14 protein-coding genes and 1 pseudogene are annotated in these 15884 nt (G+C 40.6%); 14 read left to right on the forward strand and 1 reads right to left on the reverse strand.

Going from position 1 to position 15884, the window contains the following annotated elements:
• The first annotated feature begins 157 nt into the window (after positions 1–157).
• Entirely contained in the window at positions 158–367 is a 210-nt protein-coding gene (locus CS562_RS33630; RefSeq protein ID WP_246318164.1) for an endonuclease/exonuclease/phosphatase family protein, read from the forward strand.
• A 433-nt stretch (positions 368–800) separates the two neighbouring features.
• On the forward strand, positions 801–1142 hold the full coding sequence (locus CS562_RS33635; protein WP_257219670.1) for an SDR family NAD(P)-dependent oxidoreductase: 342 nt from the start codon (positions 801–803) through the stop codon (positions 1140–1142).
• 483 nt (positions 1143–1625) lie between these two features.
• On the opposite strand, the gene CS562_RS31595 is transcribed toward CS562_RS33635, so the two are convergent.
• Positions 1626–2174, reverse strand: a complete 549-nt coding sequence (locus CS562_RS31595; protein WP_099859307.1) for a TetR/AcrR family transcriptional regulator — start codon at positions 2172–2174, stop codon at positions 1626–1628.
• Between the two features lie 196 nt (positions 2175–2370).
• Between CS562_RS31595 and CS562_RS31600 the strand changes: the two genes are divergently transcribed.
• From CS562_RS31600 to CS562_RS31660, 12 genes and pseudogenes are all read left to right on the forward strand, one after another.
• Complete coding sequence (locus CS562_RS31600; RefSeq protein ID WP_099859308.1) at positions 2371–3222, forward strand: aldo/keto reductase; 852 nt, start codon at positions 2371–2373, stop codon at positions 3220–3222.
• Between the two features lie 52 nt (positions 3223–3274).
• Positions 3275–4258: an aldo/keto reductase gene (locus CS562_RS31605; protein WP_099859309.1), complete on the forward strand. Its 984-nt coding sequence runs from the start codon at positions 3275–3277 to the stop codon at positions 4256–4258.
• Between the two features lie 64 nt (positions 4259–4322).
• Positions 4323–5111: an SDR family NAD(P)-dependent oxidoreductase gene (locus tag CS562_RS31610; protein ID WP_217504779.1), complete on the forward strand. Its 789-nt coding sequence runs from the start codon at positions 4323–4325 to the stop codon at positions 5109–5111.
• The gene (locus CS562_RS31615) at positions 5111–5431 is read left to right on the forward strand and encodes a putative quinol monooxygenase (protein ID WP_099859310.1); all 321 of its coding nucleotides are present in this window, start codon (positions 5111–5113) and stop codon (positions 5429–5431) included. Before CS562_RS31610 ends, CS562_RS31615 begins: the two co-directional genes overlap by 1 nt.
• Before the next feature lie 463 nt (positions 5432–5894).
• A complete protein-coding gene (locus tag CS562_RS31620; RefSeq protein ID WP_099859311.1) occupies positions 5895–6602 on the forward strand; it encodes an SDR family oxidoreductase in 708 nt (235 codons plus the stop codon).
• 137 nt (positions 6603–6739) lie between these two features.
• A pseudogene (locus CS562_RS31625) lies at positions 6740–7718 on the forward strand (aldo/keto reductase).
• A 34-nt stretch (positions 7719–7752) separates the two neighbouring features.
• Complete coding sequence (locus CS562_RS31630; RefSeq protein WP_099859312.1) at positions 7753–8604, forward strand: aldo/keto reductase; 852 nt, start codon at positions 7753–7755, stop codon at positions 8602–8604.
• 364 nt (positions 8605–8968) lie between these two features.
• Entirely contained in the window at positions 8969–10147 is a 1179-nt protein-coding gene (locus CS562_RS31635) for an MFS transporter (RefSeq protein ID WP_099859313.1), read from the forward strand.
• A gap of 26 nt (positions 10148–10173) precedes the next feature.
• Entirely contained in the window at positions 10174–11271 is a 1098-nt protein-coding gene (locus CS562_RS31640) for an FAD-dependent monooxygenase (protein WP_217504778.1), read from the forward strand.
• A 959-nt stretch (positions 11272–12230) separates the two neighbouring features.
• Entirely contained in the window at positions 12231–12680 is a 450-nt protein-coding gene (locus CS562_RS31645; protein ID WP_099859315.1) for a MerR family transcriptional regulator, read from the forward strand.
• 4 nt (positions 12681–12684) lie between these two features.
• The gene (locus CS562_RS31650; protein WP_099859316.1) at positions 12685–13650 is read left to right on the forward strand and encodes an NAD-dependent epimerase/dehydratase family protein; all 966 of its coding nucleotides are present in this window, start codon (positions 12685–12687) and stop codon (positions 13648–13650) included.
• A gap of 1961 nt (positions 13651–15611) precedes the next feature.
• On the forward strand, positions 15612–15881 hold the full coding sequence (locus tag CS562_RS31660) for a hypothetical protein (protein WP_099859318.1): 270 nt from the start codon (positions 15612–15614) through the stop codon (positions 15879–15881).
• Positions 15882–15884: the final 3 nt, after the last annotated feature.

Raw genomic sequence — 15884 nt, forward strand, 5'->3', positions numbered from 1 at the left:
GTGAACGAATGTTAACTAAAAAGTACCTGCTAAAACAATGGTTGGTTAAGGGACATGGCAACCATGCCGACAATGACGCACTGCGAAAGAAGCAAGCGAAGCCGGTTCGCGAAAAATCTACGAAGGCCTTCGTGCCTCTAATGAAGACCTAATTGCAGTGATAGGAGACTTCAACGATAGTCCCGATCGTGATTCATTATCCCCACTCCTAGCGGAGGGTTCAGATCTTAAAGACGCGAGTCAGATCGAGAGCTTCGATTTTGCAGGCCGGCCAGGTACTTGGGGTAACGGTGAAGCCAAAGATAAAATTGACTATATCTTGGTGTCACCTGCACAGTTCCAAATCGCACGTGGCGGGGGCATTTAACGCGCCGGCGTTTGGGGAGGTAGAAACGGTACACTATTTCCACACCTTCCGGAGATCAATAACCCTGCGCAGGCTGCATCTGACCACGCCGCAATCTTCGTAGATCTGGACATTTAAGCTTGTCTATCAGAGAGAACATGAAGAATGTAACGTTATGAGCGTCTCCCGGTATTCAACACGGAAACGCTCATTTAGTCTTTTCTGAAACAGTCTTAGATGCTAATCAGTAGGATAATTCAATTCGAGTAGAATGGGGTACTGGTACGAGTGTGTTGTTATATGAGTTCCTAAAAAAATTATTTATGAAACAAAGCAGCCAGATTATCTTATAATGGTTCTAAGAGATTCGTATAGGGCTTTGGCTAAGACACTAACACAGAAACTAGCTTCAGGTAACTGATGCAGAGAATGAAATTTATACAATACCAAAGCAATCGGAGCGTCGGACAATCTTCTAGTTGTTCAACTCGATGTTAATAATCCTTTAGACGCCAAAACAGCGGTCAAGACAACAATAGAAAAGTTCGGCCGAGTGGATGTATTAGTTAATAACGCCGCTAACTTTTGTGCGGGCTTCTTCGAGGAATTGAGCCCGGCTCAGGTTGAGCGACAGATCAGCACTAACCTATTCGGTCCAATGAATGTTAGCCGGGCAGTACTTCCTGTTATGCGTAAGGTGCGCTCCGGCCATATTATCTCAATTTCTTCGCTCGCCGGTCTGGTAGGACAGGATTTTTGTGGTGCGTATTCGGCTACTAAGTTCGGCCTTGAGTGATGGATGGAGTCCTTACGCTTCGACGTGGAGCCATTCGAAATTCATACAACTATTGGTGAACCTTGTTTTTTCCGCACAGAGTTACTAGAACCAAATTCACCCAATTGGCCTGAGTTATCCATCGACGACTATGCTGAGCGTACAGCAAAAACCCGTGTGATCTGGGAATCGATGAACGGTAAGTAGGTTGGCGATCCAGCCAAGCTTGCAACTGCACTTCTTACCATTGCAAGTTTCTGAGCTTCAGGAACAGATTAACGCTTACTGCCACCTGTCGACTAGTCTTTCATACGAATAACAGCTGCTTAAACAATAAGTTAATTATATTTCTGGAACAATAACGGAGGCTATCTCCGTTATTGTTTTTATTTTAGCAGTTTTAAAGGAATCACCTTATAATCGTCAAAAAAACCGCGCTGAGCACGGCTCCTAACTATATTTTCTTTCCCTCACCCAAACAGACGGCAATACAGACACCGTGATTTAGGAGAGGTTGTTTTCTAACAGTATTCCCACTTGTTTCCCCATAACATCAGGTGGATAAGGCATTCCATTTATAAACCACCACTCCACAATCCCTACATAAGCCGGAGAGATAAATTGGACCAATATATCTTCGGTGATTCCCCTGTCCTTGTTTTCAAACATATCCCATCCATTCTTTATATCTTCAGTGACAAATTCAAGGAAACGGTTGCGGAAGAAAGGAGCCCCTTTACTTGCTAACATCGCTGAAAAAAATGAGTAATTTCGCTCGAAGTATCTGAACCAAGTTACATTTCCTTCTACGGTGTCCGTTTCAGCTTCTACTTCACAAATTATCTTCAGTTCATTGATATGATTCTCGATGAGTTTATCCAGCAAATCAAATTTATCGATGTAGTGAAGATAGATAGTTCTTCGATTAACATTTGCCTTATCAGCAATGTCCTGAATCGTAATATCATCAAAACTTTTCTCAGACATCAGCTCTATGATAGCTTTTTTAATTGCCTCTTGAGATTTCAGACTTCTTCTGTCCATTTTAAGCATTGTTAAGTTCACCTGACTTCCTTGATGATAAATACACAATTTATATCAAACTGTGCAGTAATACACGAATGGGGATGGTTTAGTGATTGATGAAATTTTGATTATATATATAATTATACACGAAAGGGTAATAAACCATCAATGTGAATTTACTTCAATCGGTAAATTTATTTAAATTAAAAGGAGTGAATGCTTTATGCAAAAAGTGATTTTGAACAATGGCGTGGAAATGCCGATTCTCGGCTTCGGTGTATATCAGATTTCAGATGCAAATGAATGTGAACAAAGCGTCTATGATGCACTCATGGCAGGCTATCGTCTCATTGATACCGCTGCTGCATATCTCAATGAAGAAGCGGTTGGCCGCGCAATCAAACGGAGTGGTGTGCCAAGGGAGGAAATATTCCTGACCACTAAAGTTTGGATTCAGGATGCCGGTTATGAGAATACTAAAAAAGCATTTGCAAAATCACTGGATAAATTGCAGGTGGAGTACCTCGATTTGTATTTAATTCATCAACCATTTGGCGATGTATATGGCTCTTGGCATGCTATGCAGGAATTGTATCGTGAAGGAGAGATCAAGGCAATCGGAGTATGCAACTTCCCGCTGGATCGTCTGACCGATCTGATGGACCATAATGAGGTCGTTCCTGCCATAAACCAAATTGAAACACATCCGTTCACCCAGCAAGTAGAAAGTGCTCTTTATATGAAAGAGAACAATATTCAAATTCAATCCTGGGGGCCCTTTGCCCAGGGAACAAATAATATCTTCCAAAATGAAGTATTAGCTTCACTTGCTGAAAAGAATAATAAATCTGTGTCTCAAGTGATTTTACGCTGGTTAACACAAAGAGGCGTCGTAGTGATTCCGAAATCTGTTCACAAAGAAAGAATCATCGAAAACTTCAATATCTTTGACTTTGAACTTAGTCCTGAGGATATGGAGACGATTGCCACAATGGATACTAAAAAGAATCTTATCTTTTCATTTGACGATCTTGCAAGCGTCAGATGGCTCAGCAACGTTAAATTTGATATTTAATGCTTAGATTCACTATGCAGAAACTACTTGATTAGAAAGAGGGACAAGACAAATGGATTATACGAAGCTAGGGAATACCGGTTTGGATGTATCGAGGGTTTGCATGGGAACGATGGGCCTAGGTGTAGCTTCTGAGCGCTGGCCACAAAAATGGGTCATTGATGAAGAGAACAGCCGTGTAATTATTAAAAAAGCACTGGAACTCGGAATCAATTTCTTTGATACAGCAAATGTGTATTCGGACGGAATGAGTGAAGAGTTTCTTGGCCGCGCTGTAAAGGACTTTGCAAATCGGGATGAAGTCGTTATCGCAACAAAAGTATTCTTCCCTATGTATAGCGGTCAAAACAGTGCCGGCCTTTCCCGAAAGGCCATCATGACCGAAGTGGATAAAAGTCTGAAACGCCTGGGAACAGATTATATCGATCTCTATCAGATTCACCGCTGGGATTACAACACCCCAATTGAAGAAACGATGGAGGCATTGCACGATGTTGTGAAATCTGGGAAAGCAAGATATATCGGTGCCTCCTCCATGTTCACCTGGCAGTTCCAAAAAGCATTACATGTAGCTGAGAAAAATGGTTGGACAAAATTTGTATCAATGCAGAATCATCTGAACCTCATGTACCGTGAAGAAGAACGGGAGATGTTGCCCCTCTGTAAGGAAGAGGGAATCGGGGTTATTCCATACAGCCCGCTTGCATCGGGAAGATTGACTCGTGATTGGTCGGAAACAACACTCCGCTCGGAAAATGACCAGGTTCAAAGAATTAAATATGATTCAACAGCAGATACCGATCGGGCAATTGTAGACCGTGTTGCTGAGTTAGCAGAGAAACATGGTGTTCCGCGAGCTCATATTGCACTTGCTTGGCTGCTGCTGAAAGAACCAGTAACAGCACCTATTGTTGGGGCTACAAAAATATCGCATCTTGAAGATGCAGTAGCTGCTCTTTCTGTTGAGCTGACACCGGAAGAAGTTGCCTACATGGAAGAACCATATGTACCGCACACCATCAAGGGCCACAATTAATTTCAGCCTGACGAAATTTATATGATTGCAAATAAACTTGAACATTGGAGAGTGAGATTCGTCCATGGAAAATGTAAATCTGACATCTAGCACTTTGAAAGGACGTGTTGCACTCGTCTCAGGGGGGAGTGCAGGAATTGGCTACGGCGCTGCTAAGCGCTTGTCGGAGGCAGGGGCATTTGTGTATATCATCTCGCGCCGGCAAGAACAGATTGAACAGGCAGCGGCACGACTTGGAACATCGGTGCGTGGCATCGCTGTTGATGTTACTAAGAAAGAAGATTTGGAACGTCTTGCTGAGACAATCCGGAAAGAACATGGCAGTCTTGATATCATCTTTGCAAATGCCGGTGGAGGAAAAGCTATTGGATTCGAAGATCTCACTGAAGGGGATATCGACCACTTGCTCGGTGCCAATATCAAAGGTGTGATCTTTACCATTCAGACGATGCTTCCGATTCTCAAGGATGGTGCTTCAGTTATCCTGAACGCTTCGATTACGGCTGATATGGGTCTTCCTGGATTTGCAGTTTATGCAGCGACCAAAGCAGCAGTGCGCTCACTTGCGCGCAGCTGGACCACAGACCTTAAGCATCGGGGGATTCGGGTAAATTCAGTTAGCCCGGGTGTTGTGCCAACGGAGGGATACCGTACCGAACAGCACATGACAGAAGAACAGGTAACTGATTACGCGGAGCGTGTCACGAGTGAAATACCGGTAGGCCGAGTCGGAACGCCGGAAGATATTGGTGATGCTGTTGTTTTTCTGGCCTCTGAAGCAAGTGGGTTTATTACTGGCATTGACCTGATAGTCGATGGCGGTCAGACACGAGTGTATGCGGGGAAAAACTGATGAATACAACTTTGAAATCAGAGGAACAACATATCATCTGTGAAGTACAATGCGAATCGTCGAATCGCGAGAGGGTAAAAGAACTTCTCATGGAGCTTGTCGGACCTGCTCGTCTTGAGGCAGGGTGTCTTTACTACGATCTATATCAAAAAATTGAAGAACCTAATATGTTCTATATCTTAGACGGTTGGGTGAACGAACAAGCTGTAGCAGAGCATACCCAGCATCCGAATGTCCCAAGAGTGATGGAACAATTAAGTCCGCTGCTTCTTTGCCCTCCCAAGATCACGCTGAGTCAACGTGTGAGCAATCCATTATAGTTATATGTATCCATGAGGCAAAGACGCTGTCTAAAAAGCGTTCAGGAATGAGTAAGCTTTGAACAAAAATAAACTGGAATGAAAAAACGTCCCTTATCTTATGATAATGGGACGTTTTTATATAGAGCTCATTCGATTTAGAGATTGCGGATTCATGATTAATGCGATAACACTCATGTGTGTATAAATTATATTAAAAATAGACTATTCACAATTATCAAAAGGTCCAGATTTGTGCCATAAAACACAATGAGCGTATATTTGTGATTGAATTTTTCTGTGAAGCGAAGTTGGAGACAATGCATATTATTTTGAACTTAATGCACAGTATATTGGCATTCGAGCGGTAATACACAAATAGTGGATACTTGGCGATTGATCGTATTTTGATTAGCTATATAATTATACACACGCAATCTCGGAATACTTTCTTGCCAAATACAGCAGAGAAAAGAGGGTTCAAATGTCACAGGATATACAGGTTGCTTTAGTTACCGGGGGGAATCGAGGAATTGGTTATGAGTTGGTTAAACAATTGGCTCAGACTGGTTTTAGAGTTCTTTTGGCATGCCGAGATCCCAAGACAGGTCGTGAAGCTGCGCAAAAGCTGAAGGAATCCAATCTGGATGTTTCGTTTCTGAGAATGGATGTTAGTGATCAGGATAGTATTCGCAAGGCTGCAGATGAAGTCAATGAGAAGTATGGGAGATTAGATGTATTAATCAACAATGCTGGTGTGTACTTTGATGAGAATAAACAGCTGTTAACAATGGAACCTGAGCTTCTTGAGAACACGATGGATACGAATTTCTTTGGAGTTTATTATGTTGTTCGTTCCTTTATCACTCTCATGAAGAAGCAAGGCTACGGAAGGATTATAAATGTTTCTTCTGAAATGGGCGCGATGCGGGACATGTCTTCTCGGGGAACAGGTGCTTACAGGGTATCTAAGCTTGCTATGAATGGATTGACACAATTACTTGCTGCAGAACTCCAAGGAGATATCAAGATAAACGCAGTCTGCCCAGGTTGGGTTAGTTCAGATATGGGAGGGCCTTCAGCGCCAAAAAATCCAAAACAAGCAGCGCAATCTATCCTTTGGTTAGCAACAATTGGACCTGATGGACCTTCCGGGGGGTTCTTCAGAGACGGAAAACCACTGAAGTGGTAATTAGGTGGATGAACGAATTGCATGAAAAGTGATAAGAAAATGGGCATGTTCGCAAAAATAATGTAAACACTAAAGATCATAAAACCGTAGTTACTGCAGCGACGAGGTTGGAAATATTATCCTGGAGGACAATGGAAATGGATTATGTAAAACTTGGGAACACCCGTGTAGATGTATCCCGGCTCTGTCTTGGCTGCATGAGCTTTGGGGAAGCAGAGCGGTGGGAGCATAAATGGATACTTGATGAGGAACATAGTCGTCCTCTTATAAAAAAGGCTCTTGAATTGGGAATTAATTTTTTTTATACAGCGAACTGGTATGCGGATGAAACAAGTGAAGAGTTCATTGGCCGAGCACTTAAGGATTATACCAATCGGGATGAAATTGTTGGCTACGAAAGTTTACTTTCCGATGCATAAGGGTCAAAATGCAACGGGGCTTTCCCGAAAAGTTATTATGAGTGAAATTGATAATAGCCTTAGAAGACTAGGCACGGATTATGTTGATCTGTATCAAATCCACCGCTGGGATTATCACACACCTATCGAAGAAACCATGGAAGCATTACACGATGTGGTGAAGGCGGGGAAGGTAAGATATATTGGTGCTTCTTCCATGCACGCGTGGCAGTTTCTTAAAGCTAACCATGTGGCGGAGAGAAATGGATGGACCCGATTTGTATCCATGCAGAATCATGTAAACCTCTTATACCGTGAAGAAGAGCGAGAAATGCTACCGCTATGTAAGGAAGAAAAAATCGCTGTAATTCCATGGAGTCCACTAGCCAAAGGAAGATTGACGCGTGATTGGGATGAAACGACACATCGTTCTGAACATGATGTAATCGGCAAAAGATTTTTCCCTACATCATCGAAGTCAGATAGAGAGGTGGTTGAACGTGTAGCGGAATTGGCTAAAAAACGTGACATCCCACGCGCTCAGATTGCACTTGCGTGGTTGTTACAGAAAGAGCCGGTTACCTCTCCAATCATTGGGGCAACGAAAGAATCTCACCTCGAAGATGCGGCAACTGCTCTTTCGGTTACCTTAACAGCTGAGGAAGTTAGTTTTTTGGAAGAACCGTATATCCCACATCAAGTACTTGGTTTTAATTAAATAGGTTAATTGTAGGAAGCAGGAGGATAAGAAAATGCAAAAAATAATGTTGAATAACGGCGTGGAAATGCCGATTCTCGGATTTGGTGTTTTTCAAATCCAGGATGAAAAAGAATGTGAACAAGCTGTTTATGATGCCCTTATGGCTGGCTATCGTTTAATTGATACGGCAGCAGCTTATCAAAATGAGCAGGCGGTGGGGAGAGGAATTAAACGTAGTGGGATACACAGAGAAGAAATATTCGTCACTACAAAACTATGGATTCAAGATGCTGGTTACGATACAGCAAAAAGAGCTTTTGAGAAAGCGTTAGACAGATTGCAGTTAGATTACTTGGATTTGTATTTGATTCATCAACCTTATGGTGACATCTATGGTTCCTGGCGAGCGATGGAGGAAATGTACCATGAAGGCAAGATCAAGGCGATTGGTGTTAGTAACTTTCAAAATGATCGGTTATTGGATTTGATATTGCATCATAAAGTTAAACCGGCTGTAAATCAAGTGGAGACACATCCGTTTCTTCAACAAACGGAAAGTGCCCAGTTTATGAAAGAACAGACTGTTCAGATTGAATCCTGGGGTCCTTTTGCTGAAGGGAAAAAAGATATTTTTAACAATGAAGTATTGGTAGCTATAGGACAAAAATATAATAAATCTGTTGCTCAGGTCATCTTACGATGGTTAATCCAAAGGGGAATCGTCGTGATTCCAAAATCCGTGCGTAAGGAGAGAATCATCGAGAATATCAATATATTTGATTTTAATTTAAAAGAAGAAGATATGGACCTGATTCAAACTTTGGATACTAACGAAAGTTTGTTCAACCGTCCAAACGATATGGCGAGGGTGAATTCGTTAAATACCATGAGGTTCAACATCTAAAGATTTAAGGCTTATAAAAAGTAAACAGACAAGTATAGTCCCTTCATATGGAGGGACTATACTTTTTTTGTCATGAGGAAATTTCAAATATTTTAGATCTTAGATAACCCAACCTTGCAAATGGAATTTAACATTCACAGATCCAAGAGAAGTGTGTATTAATACACGATTTATGAGATTTTGGTGATTGTGAAGATTCAAATTTCATATATAATAAATACACATGAGTGGCATAAAACACTTGTATGAATTAAATTTCTAGCGATTTAAATTATATCTGCGAAGGAGAATAGCATATTAAGAATTATTTGAGTCAATGGTCCATGAAAGACTGAATTCTAAAATATAGATTGGAGATGTTTAAATGTCTAAGCGAAATAGTTTGTTTATTTTCATATTAACCTTGGGTGTCTTCGGTATTTTAAATACTGAAATGGGAGTTATCGGGATATTGCCTCAAATCGCTGAACACTTCCATGTGAGTGTGTCACAAGCTGGATTACTAGTGAGTCTCTTTGCACTTGCTGTAGCCATATCTGGTCCCATTCTTCCGTTACTATTCTCTGGTTTTGATCGCAGAAAAGTGTTGTTATTTGTCCTTGGTGTATTCGTTCTAAGTAACATTGTCTCAATATTTGCACCAAACTTTACAATTGCTTTAATTGCTCGTGTAATTCCTGCATTTTTGCATCCTGTCTATATTTCGATTGCTTTGACAGCAGCAGCAAGCTCGGTGAGTGAGAAAGATATTCCTAAAGCTGTTTCAAAAGTTATTTTAGGCGTATCTGCAGGTATTGTCCTGGGTGTTCCCATCACAACCTTTATCGCTAGTGTAGCTTCGCTTGATATGGCGATGACGTTTTTTGCCGTTGTGAATGCTATAGCATTCATTGGTGTATTACTTTTTGTCCCGTCAATGCCAGTGAAAGAAAGACTTTCCTATGGTGCGCAATTAAGTGTATTGAAAAAGTCGAAGACTTGGCAATCCATTGCTGCTGTCGTATTTATAAACGCAGCAACAGCTTCGGTGTATAGTTACTTTGCGGAGTATCTTGAGACCATTACACATGTTTCGGGAAATGCCCTTAGTCTAATGTTAATTATATTCGGTGTAGCAAGTCTGCTGGGAAACGTACTTGGCGGGAAATTACTTTCTAAAGATGCTGCTAAATCGATAATAATTTATCCCTTTGTATTTGGCGCAGTTTACATTTTATTATTCCTGATGGGCCAGTTCACAGCACCAATGTTCGTCATTGTCGTGATATGGGGAGTACTATATGCAATAGCCAATAATATTAGTCAATATTGGATTACGTCTGCAGCACCAGAAGCTCCGGAGTTCGCTAATGGATTGTTTCTGACCTCCGGTAACTTGGGCATAACCATTGGAACGACTGTGGGTGGATTGTTTATTTCAGGGATGGGCACCCGATACATCGTACTTGGAGGACTACTATTTCTAATCTTGGGCCTGGTCTTTATCTTACTGAGAATCTATATGGATAAGCCGGTAAGAAAACAAGCGACTGATCAGCAGTAATGGAACTGAATAAGGGAGAAAATATAGTGAATAAAAATAATACCAGCAAATCTGCTGTAATTGTCGGTGCGTCGCTTTCCGGATTAATGGCTGCAATCGCGCTTGCAAGAGCTGGATTACAGGTTACTCTTTTAGAGAGAGCGGGGGCGAAGCCACGCAGCGGAGCAGTTCTTCAAGTCGATAGTGGAGATATGGATCGAACAGTAACAGCACAAGTTTTAAGGAAACTTGCCTCAGGCGGAGTCAAGTCTGTTGAGGCTTGGTCATCTGTAGAATCGCGATTGTACGCAGAAGCAAAAGCTAATCCTGGAATCGACTTGCATTATGATAGCGGTGTTCATGCTGTTGACCAGGACGTGGAAGCTGCTTGGGTTGTAACGAATAGAGGGGAGAAATACTACGGAGATATTTTGATTGGTGCAGATGGTCACCGCAGCACGGTGCGCCGCCATGTTGCTCCGCATAAACCAAACGCGACCTTTGCGGGATACATGATATGGGTAGCTCTTGTAGAAGAAAAGGATATCCCTGAAGAGCACCGGCCTACTCTCAATGCCCCTAGGGTTGCAATGCCCGATGGAATTGGTGACTTTTTACTCGGTAGTATCGTCGCTGGAACAGATGGCTCCTACGCTCCAGGGTATAGACGTTTAGGATGGGCATGGTACGATAACTCCCGAAATGATCTGTTACGTCGTCTTGGATGTGTAGAAGGCAACGTTGTGCGGCATTCACTGAATGCTGCTGACATACCAGAAGAGACACTGATTGAGCTTGCTAAACAAGCCTCAGTAAGATGGCCCGAGCCGTGGTTAGCTGCGATCCTTCATAGCATTCATACTCGTAACCTCATAGGAACACCTATTGCTGAATATGTTCCTGACACACTTGTGAAAGGCCGTATCGCAATTGTTGGAGATGCAGCCCATGTACTTACGCCACTAACAGCATCAGGATTTAATTCATCATTACAAGATGCTGCAACTCTGGCCGATTGTGTTGCAGAGGGAATACAAGGAACGAAAGGAGCCGAGGCTCTTTTGGAATATGAGTCTAAACGGTTAAAAGGTGTACGTCAGATTGTGCAGTCGGGACAGTCCTTTAGTCGAACTTTTGGACGATAGTGCATGAATTTCTCAATTAATAGAAATTAATAACTCTACCATAAAACGACGGTACCGACTTAGATGATCGGCTACCGTCGTTTGTCGAGGGTGAGGAACATGGTCCCTTTGAAGTCGCTATTTTAGCGGCTTTTTTAATTTATCGGTACAAGTTCTTGTCCCAAGCCAAGGACAAGAACTTGTACCGATTGCCGAGTAGATGGATATCTAAGTGTAGAAGTGAGTCTCTTTTGATGGATTATGATCAAGAGACTAGCTTCAACGCTAAGAGGTTTTCCGCTGGAATTGTAATCCCATTTGAAATAGATAAAACAAGTTCGTTAACAAGTACTTTAGCAAAGAAAAGGGAAGGAAGCTGAATGTGATTTTGGATCAAGGGAAGGAAAAGATATGCAGATATCGTACTTAGTGCTGATTTGTCATTGTTAGGGACAAGAACTTGAACCGATTACCGTACTGGACAAAAACATATTACTATTGCCGATTAGGCGTATATCTAATCGTTACTTTGCCCGTTAATCCATTCAACTAATGGGCAGCTGTGTTTAATGAACGTTACAAAACTAGAGAATGGTTGCTTGAGTCATTTCAAATATTGGTATCTAATCAATTGCACAAGGGGAGTCAAAAAACTTCATGGAGGACAGGTTGTTTTTATTTTATTTGATCATACATTACATGTTAATTGTATGCATATCACATACTTAATCGATATTATAGAAAATGAAACTGATCATATGTATAGCTACTTTTAAAACTGCGATCCATTTGAGTAGTTGTTAAAGAATGCTCACAAGGCATCTATCATTAGAAATAGGTAGTTTGACTTACAGTTAACTCTAAGCCCTATACTCTGGTTAAGCTTACTGGGTGAAACAGATTCAACATAGTTGTGACCAGGTTAAAATTGAGGGATGAGATGGAGGAAGTAAGTTCAAATTAAACGAGGAGGGGAAAATTTGAATTTCACCATTGGACAGTTAGCTGAAAAGATGAACATTTCGACATATACATTACGCTATTACGAAAAAGAAGGACTATTACCTTTTGTAAAACGAAATGAACACGGAGTAAGATTGTTTGATGAATCAGACTTAGAATTTTTGCATGTTATATATTGCCTGAAAAAAACGGGAATGTCCATTAAAGATATTCGGACATTTATCGATTGGACCAAAGAAGGTGACGCTTCTATACAGAAACGATTCGATATGTTTAAGCAGAGGAAAGATGAAGTTGACAGACAAATAGCAGAATTGCAAGTCTACCGAGAGTGCATCGAATTCAAACGTAACTATTATCAAAAAGCACTCGAAGCAGGAACTGAAGAGGTCCATCACAATAATGATGGGGAAGCAACGAAAATGCCATTGGGAAGATTGGCAAAACTTGGAAAACTGGAGGAATAATACCATGAAAGTTGTAGTAATTGGTGGTAGTGGCCATATCGGAACGTATCTTGTGCCTAAGTTAGTCAAGGCGGGGCATGAGGTTATTAACATTACTCGTGGTCAGAGCAAACCCTACAAAGCAGATCCTGCATGGGAAGAGGTTAAACCGATGCTTATTGACCGAGAGAACGAATTAAATGGAGACTTTGAGAAGAAAATAGCTACATTGAATTCAGATATTGTAGTTGATCTAATTAACTTTTCCCTAGAGGATACAAAACGCATGACAGGAGCCCTTAAAAACACAAATCTTGCCCATTATGTGTTCTGTTCTTCAATCTGGGCTCATGGGCAAGCGACAACCTTTCCCACTGTGGAGGATCAACCTAAGTTTCCATTGGACGAATATGGCCTACAGAAAGCAAAAAGCGAGGAGTACCTGCATCACATTTATCGGCAAGAGGGTTTCCCTGAAACGGTTATTATGCCAGGTCAAATCTCGGGTCCTGGTTGGGTCATTATGAACCCAATGGCTAATCATGACTACATGGTCTTTGATAAAATTGCACGAGGCGAAGAAATTGCTCTTCCGAATTTCGGAATGGAAACCTTACATCATGTTCATTCAGACGATGTAGCTCAAGTTTTCTTTAATGCAATAACTCATCGTAAGGCGGCCTTAGGAGAGAGTTTTCATGCGGTAGCCGAAGAATCAATTACTCTATTAGGCTATGCACAAGCGATGTACCGTTACTTTAGGCAGGAGGAAAGAATCAAGTTCCTTTCGTGGAATGAATGGTGTGATTATACAAAAAATCCGGATTATATTGATCGGACCTATTACCACATCGCCCGTAGCGGGAACTTTAGCATTGAAAAAGGAAAAAGACTTATTGGCTATAAACCAAGACATACACTGTTGGAAACCATCGAAGAAAGTGTATCATACATGGTAGAAAATAATTGGTTTGATCAAGAGAAGAAGTGAATATTAGTTTTTCAATTTGTTTGTTATGAACCAAAGGGCGCTAAGTCGGCGTTATCCCCTTCTAGTAGATAGGAGAAAAAAGATATCTAGTGAGATAGACTTAATCTTGTTGAATGGAGGTTTTTTTATGGGTAAAAGGGATAAGCAACCTTCCAGCCGTAAAAGTATTGATATGGGGGCTTTCCTGGATACTTGAAAAACTGGTTTTTCAGTTCAGTGAGAATTTCTTCTGTGCCTGAATGGAAACCGCAGGGAATAGAAGTAAAGAAATTAGCGTACCTTCTTGGAATGAAAGTGAGAAACGGTACAAGTGTCGAGGGACAAGAACATAGTCCCATTGAAGTCGCTAATTTAGCGGCTTTTTTAATTTATCGGTACAAGTTCGTGTCCCGAGCCAAGGACAAGAACTTGTACCGATTGCCGGAATGGACAAGAACATAATCCGATTACCGATTAGATCTGTGTCTAAATAAAAAAGCGATATAATTAAAGTCTCAATAGTCAGCATAGTGCAGGTCAATTTTTACATTTCTAATGGGACGAATGACTTGATTTAGAGATAAACACGGGCAATAGGTATTAAGAAAGCGTAATATTGTTACGGGAACTAGCTGTTGAAGTCAAGACATTATCCGATTGCCGGTTAGATGGATATCTTAATAATCAGCGTATGCACTTAATACTGCATTTTGGAACAATGGACACGATGTGAAGAAAATATGGGCGGCTTGGCATTAAAAACCGAAATATTGGTACTGGAATTTGCAGTTGGGGACAAAAACTTGTACCGTTTACCGGAATGGACAAGAACATAGTCCTATTGCCGATTAGGTCTATATCTAAATATTAAGCACACGCACTTACAACTTCATTTAGTACCATAATAATTAACAATGTTCAAATTGTTAAAGGAAAACTGACACGCTGAAAGGTTAAACACGATCAGCTAGACATTAAAAAAGCGAAATATCAGAGTGAAACTGGCAGTTGAGGACAAGAACTTCTACCGATTGCCGAAATGGACAAGAACATGTTCCCATTTCCGGTTAGAAACTATCTAAGTGGAAGTGGTGGTCTCTATTGAGTAATGCTCAAAAGTATTTCAACAGGAACTATAGCCTTAATGGAAAGGGGGAATATACTTTTGTAATAAGGGGACGAACACATTGCCTAAATCGTAGTAGTTGTAAAAAGACAAGAACTTGAACCGATCACCGTGTGGACAAGAAGATGTTCTCATGCCGATTAGGTGTTTATCTGATCGTTATTTTGTTCTTAATCATTAAACAAATGGGTAGGTTAGTTCAATGATTTAAGGAATGGATGAGTGCCTCAAACTGTATGATTTTTTGTTAAGTTTTAAGTTCGGCGTAAAGAAGGCTCGAGAGAATAATATGGTGATCCATCTCTAGCAAGATGCTGGAGCTGTAAAGAGAACGAGGTCTGTCGAGGGACGAGTGAATTTTTAATATTATTGGTACACATCCGTTTCTCGAACTAAGACAAGAACTTGTACGGATGCGTTTGCTTATCGTTGGAATTTGACACTTTTGTAACAGCTGTTAATTTCATTATAAGCACATTATCTTTAGAGAACGTTCATTCTTATTGCATTACTTAGGTCCATAGTCTAAATTCATTTACAAAGACATAAAACAGAGGTCACGGTCACTAAGTGTGTTAACGATCTTATCATGATTGATAACCTAACCACTGTTTCTTAAATCAAAAATTCAGCATTATAAGCAAGGTTATACGTATTTACGATTTCATTAACTGGGCGTATTTTTTGATGTTTTTCTCAAAGAGGTATTAAGCCTTTTTTTCAGGGAAATAAAATTTATAATTATGTAGATCCTTTAAGTATAATGTTATAATTTGGATAACAAATGATGTTAGGGAATTTTATGAATAATCGCTTACAAAAAGTTATAGAAATAAAAGGAGGTAATAGAAGTCATATGACTGAAAGAATGGAAACAAATTCATTCGAATTTTCTGCTTTACGTACGTCATATTGTGACTTATCAGGTATAATATCGCTTTTACAATTTATAGGGAATAAAAAATTCACGGCAGTTCCCGTATTTTCAATTGCAAGAGATGTTTGTTTAGTTCTTTACCAAATCAACAAAGAAATACTTGGCTCTTCTTATGAACTGAACACGGAAATCAAAAAAATTCGGCATAAAGTAAAATTAAGTAGTAGTAATAACCTAAAGATGCATTAAGAA

The sequence above is a fragment of the Paenibacillus sp. LK1 genome, assembly GCF_002750415.1.
Lineage (GTDB): Bacteria > Bacillota > Bacilli > Paenibacillales > Paenibacillaceae > Paenibacillus > Paenibacillus taichungensis.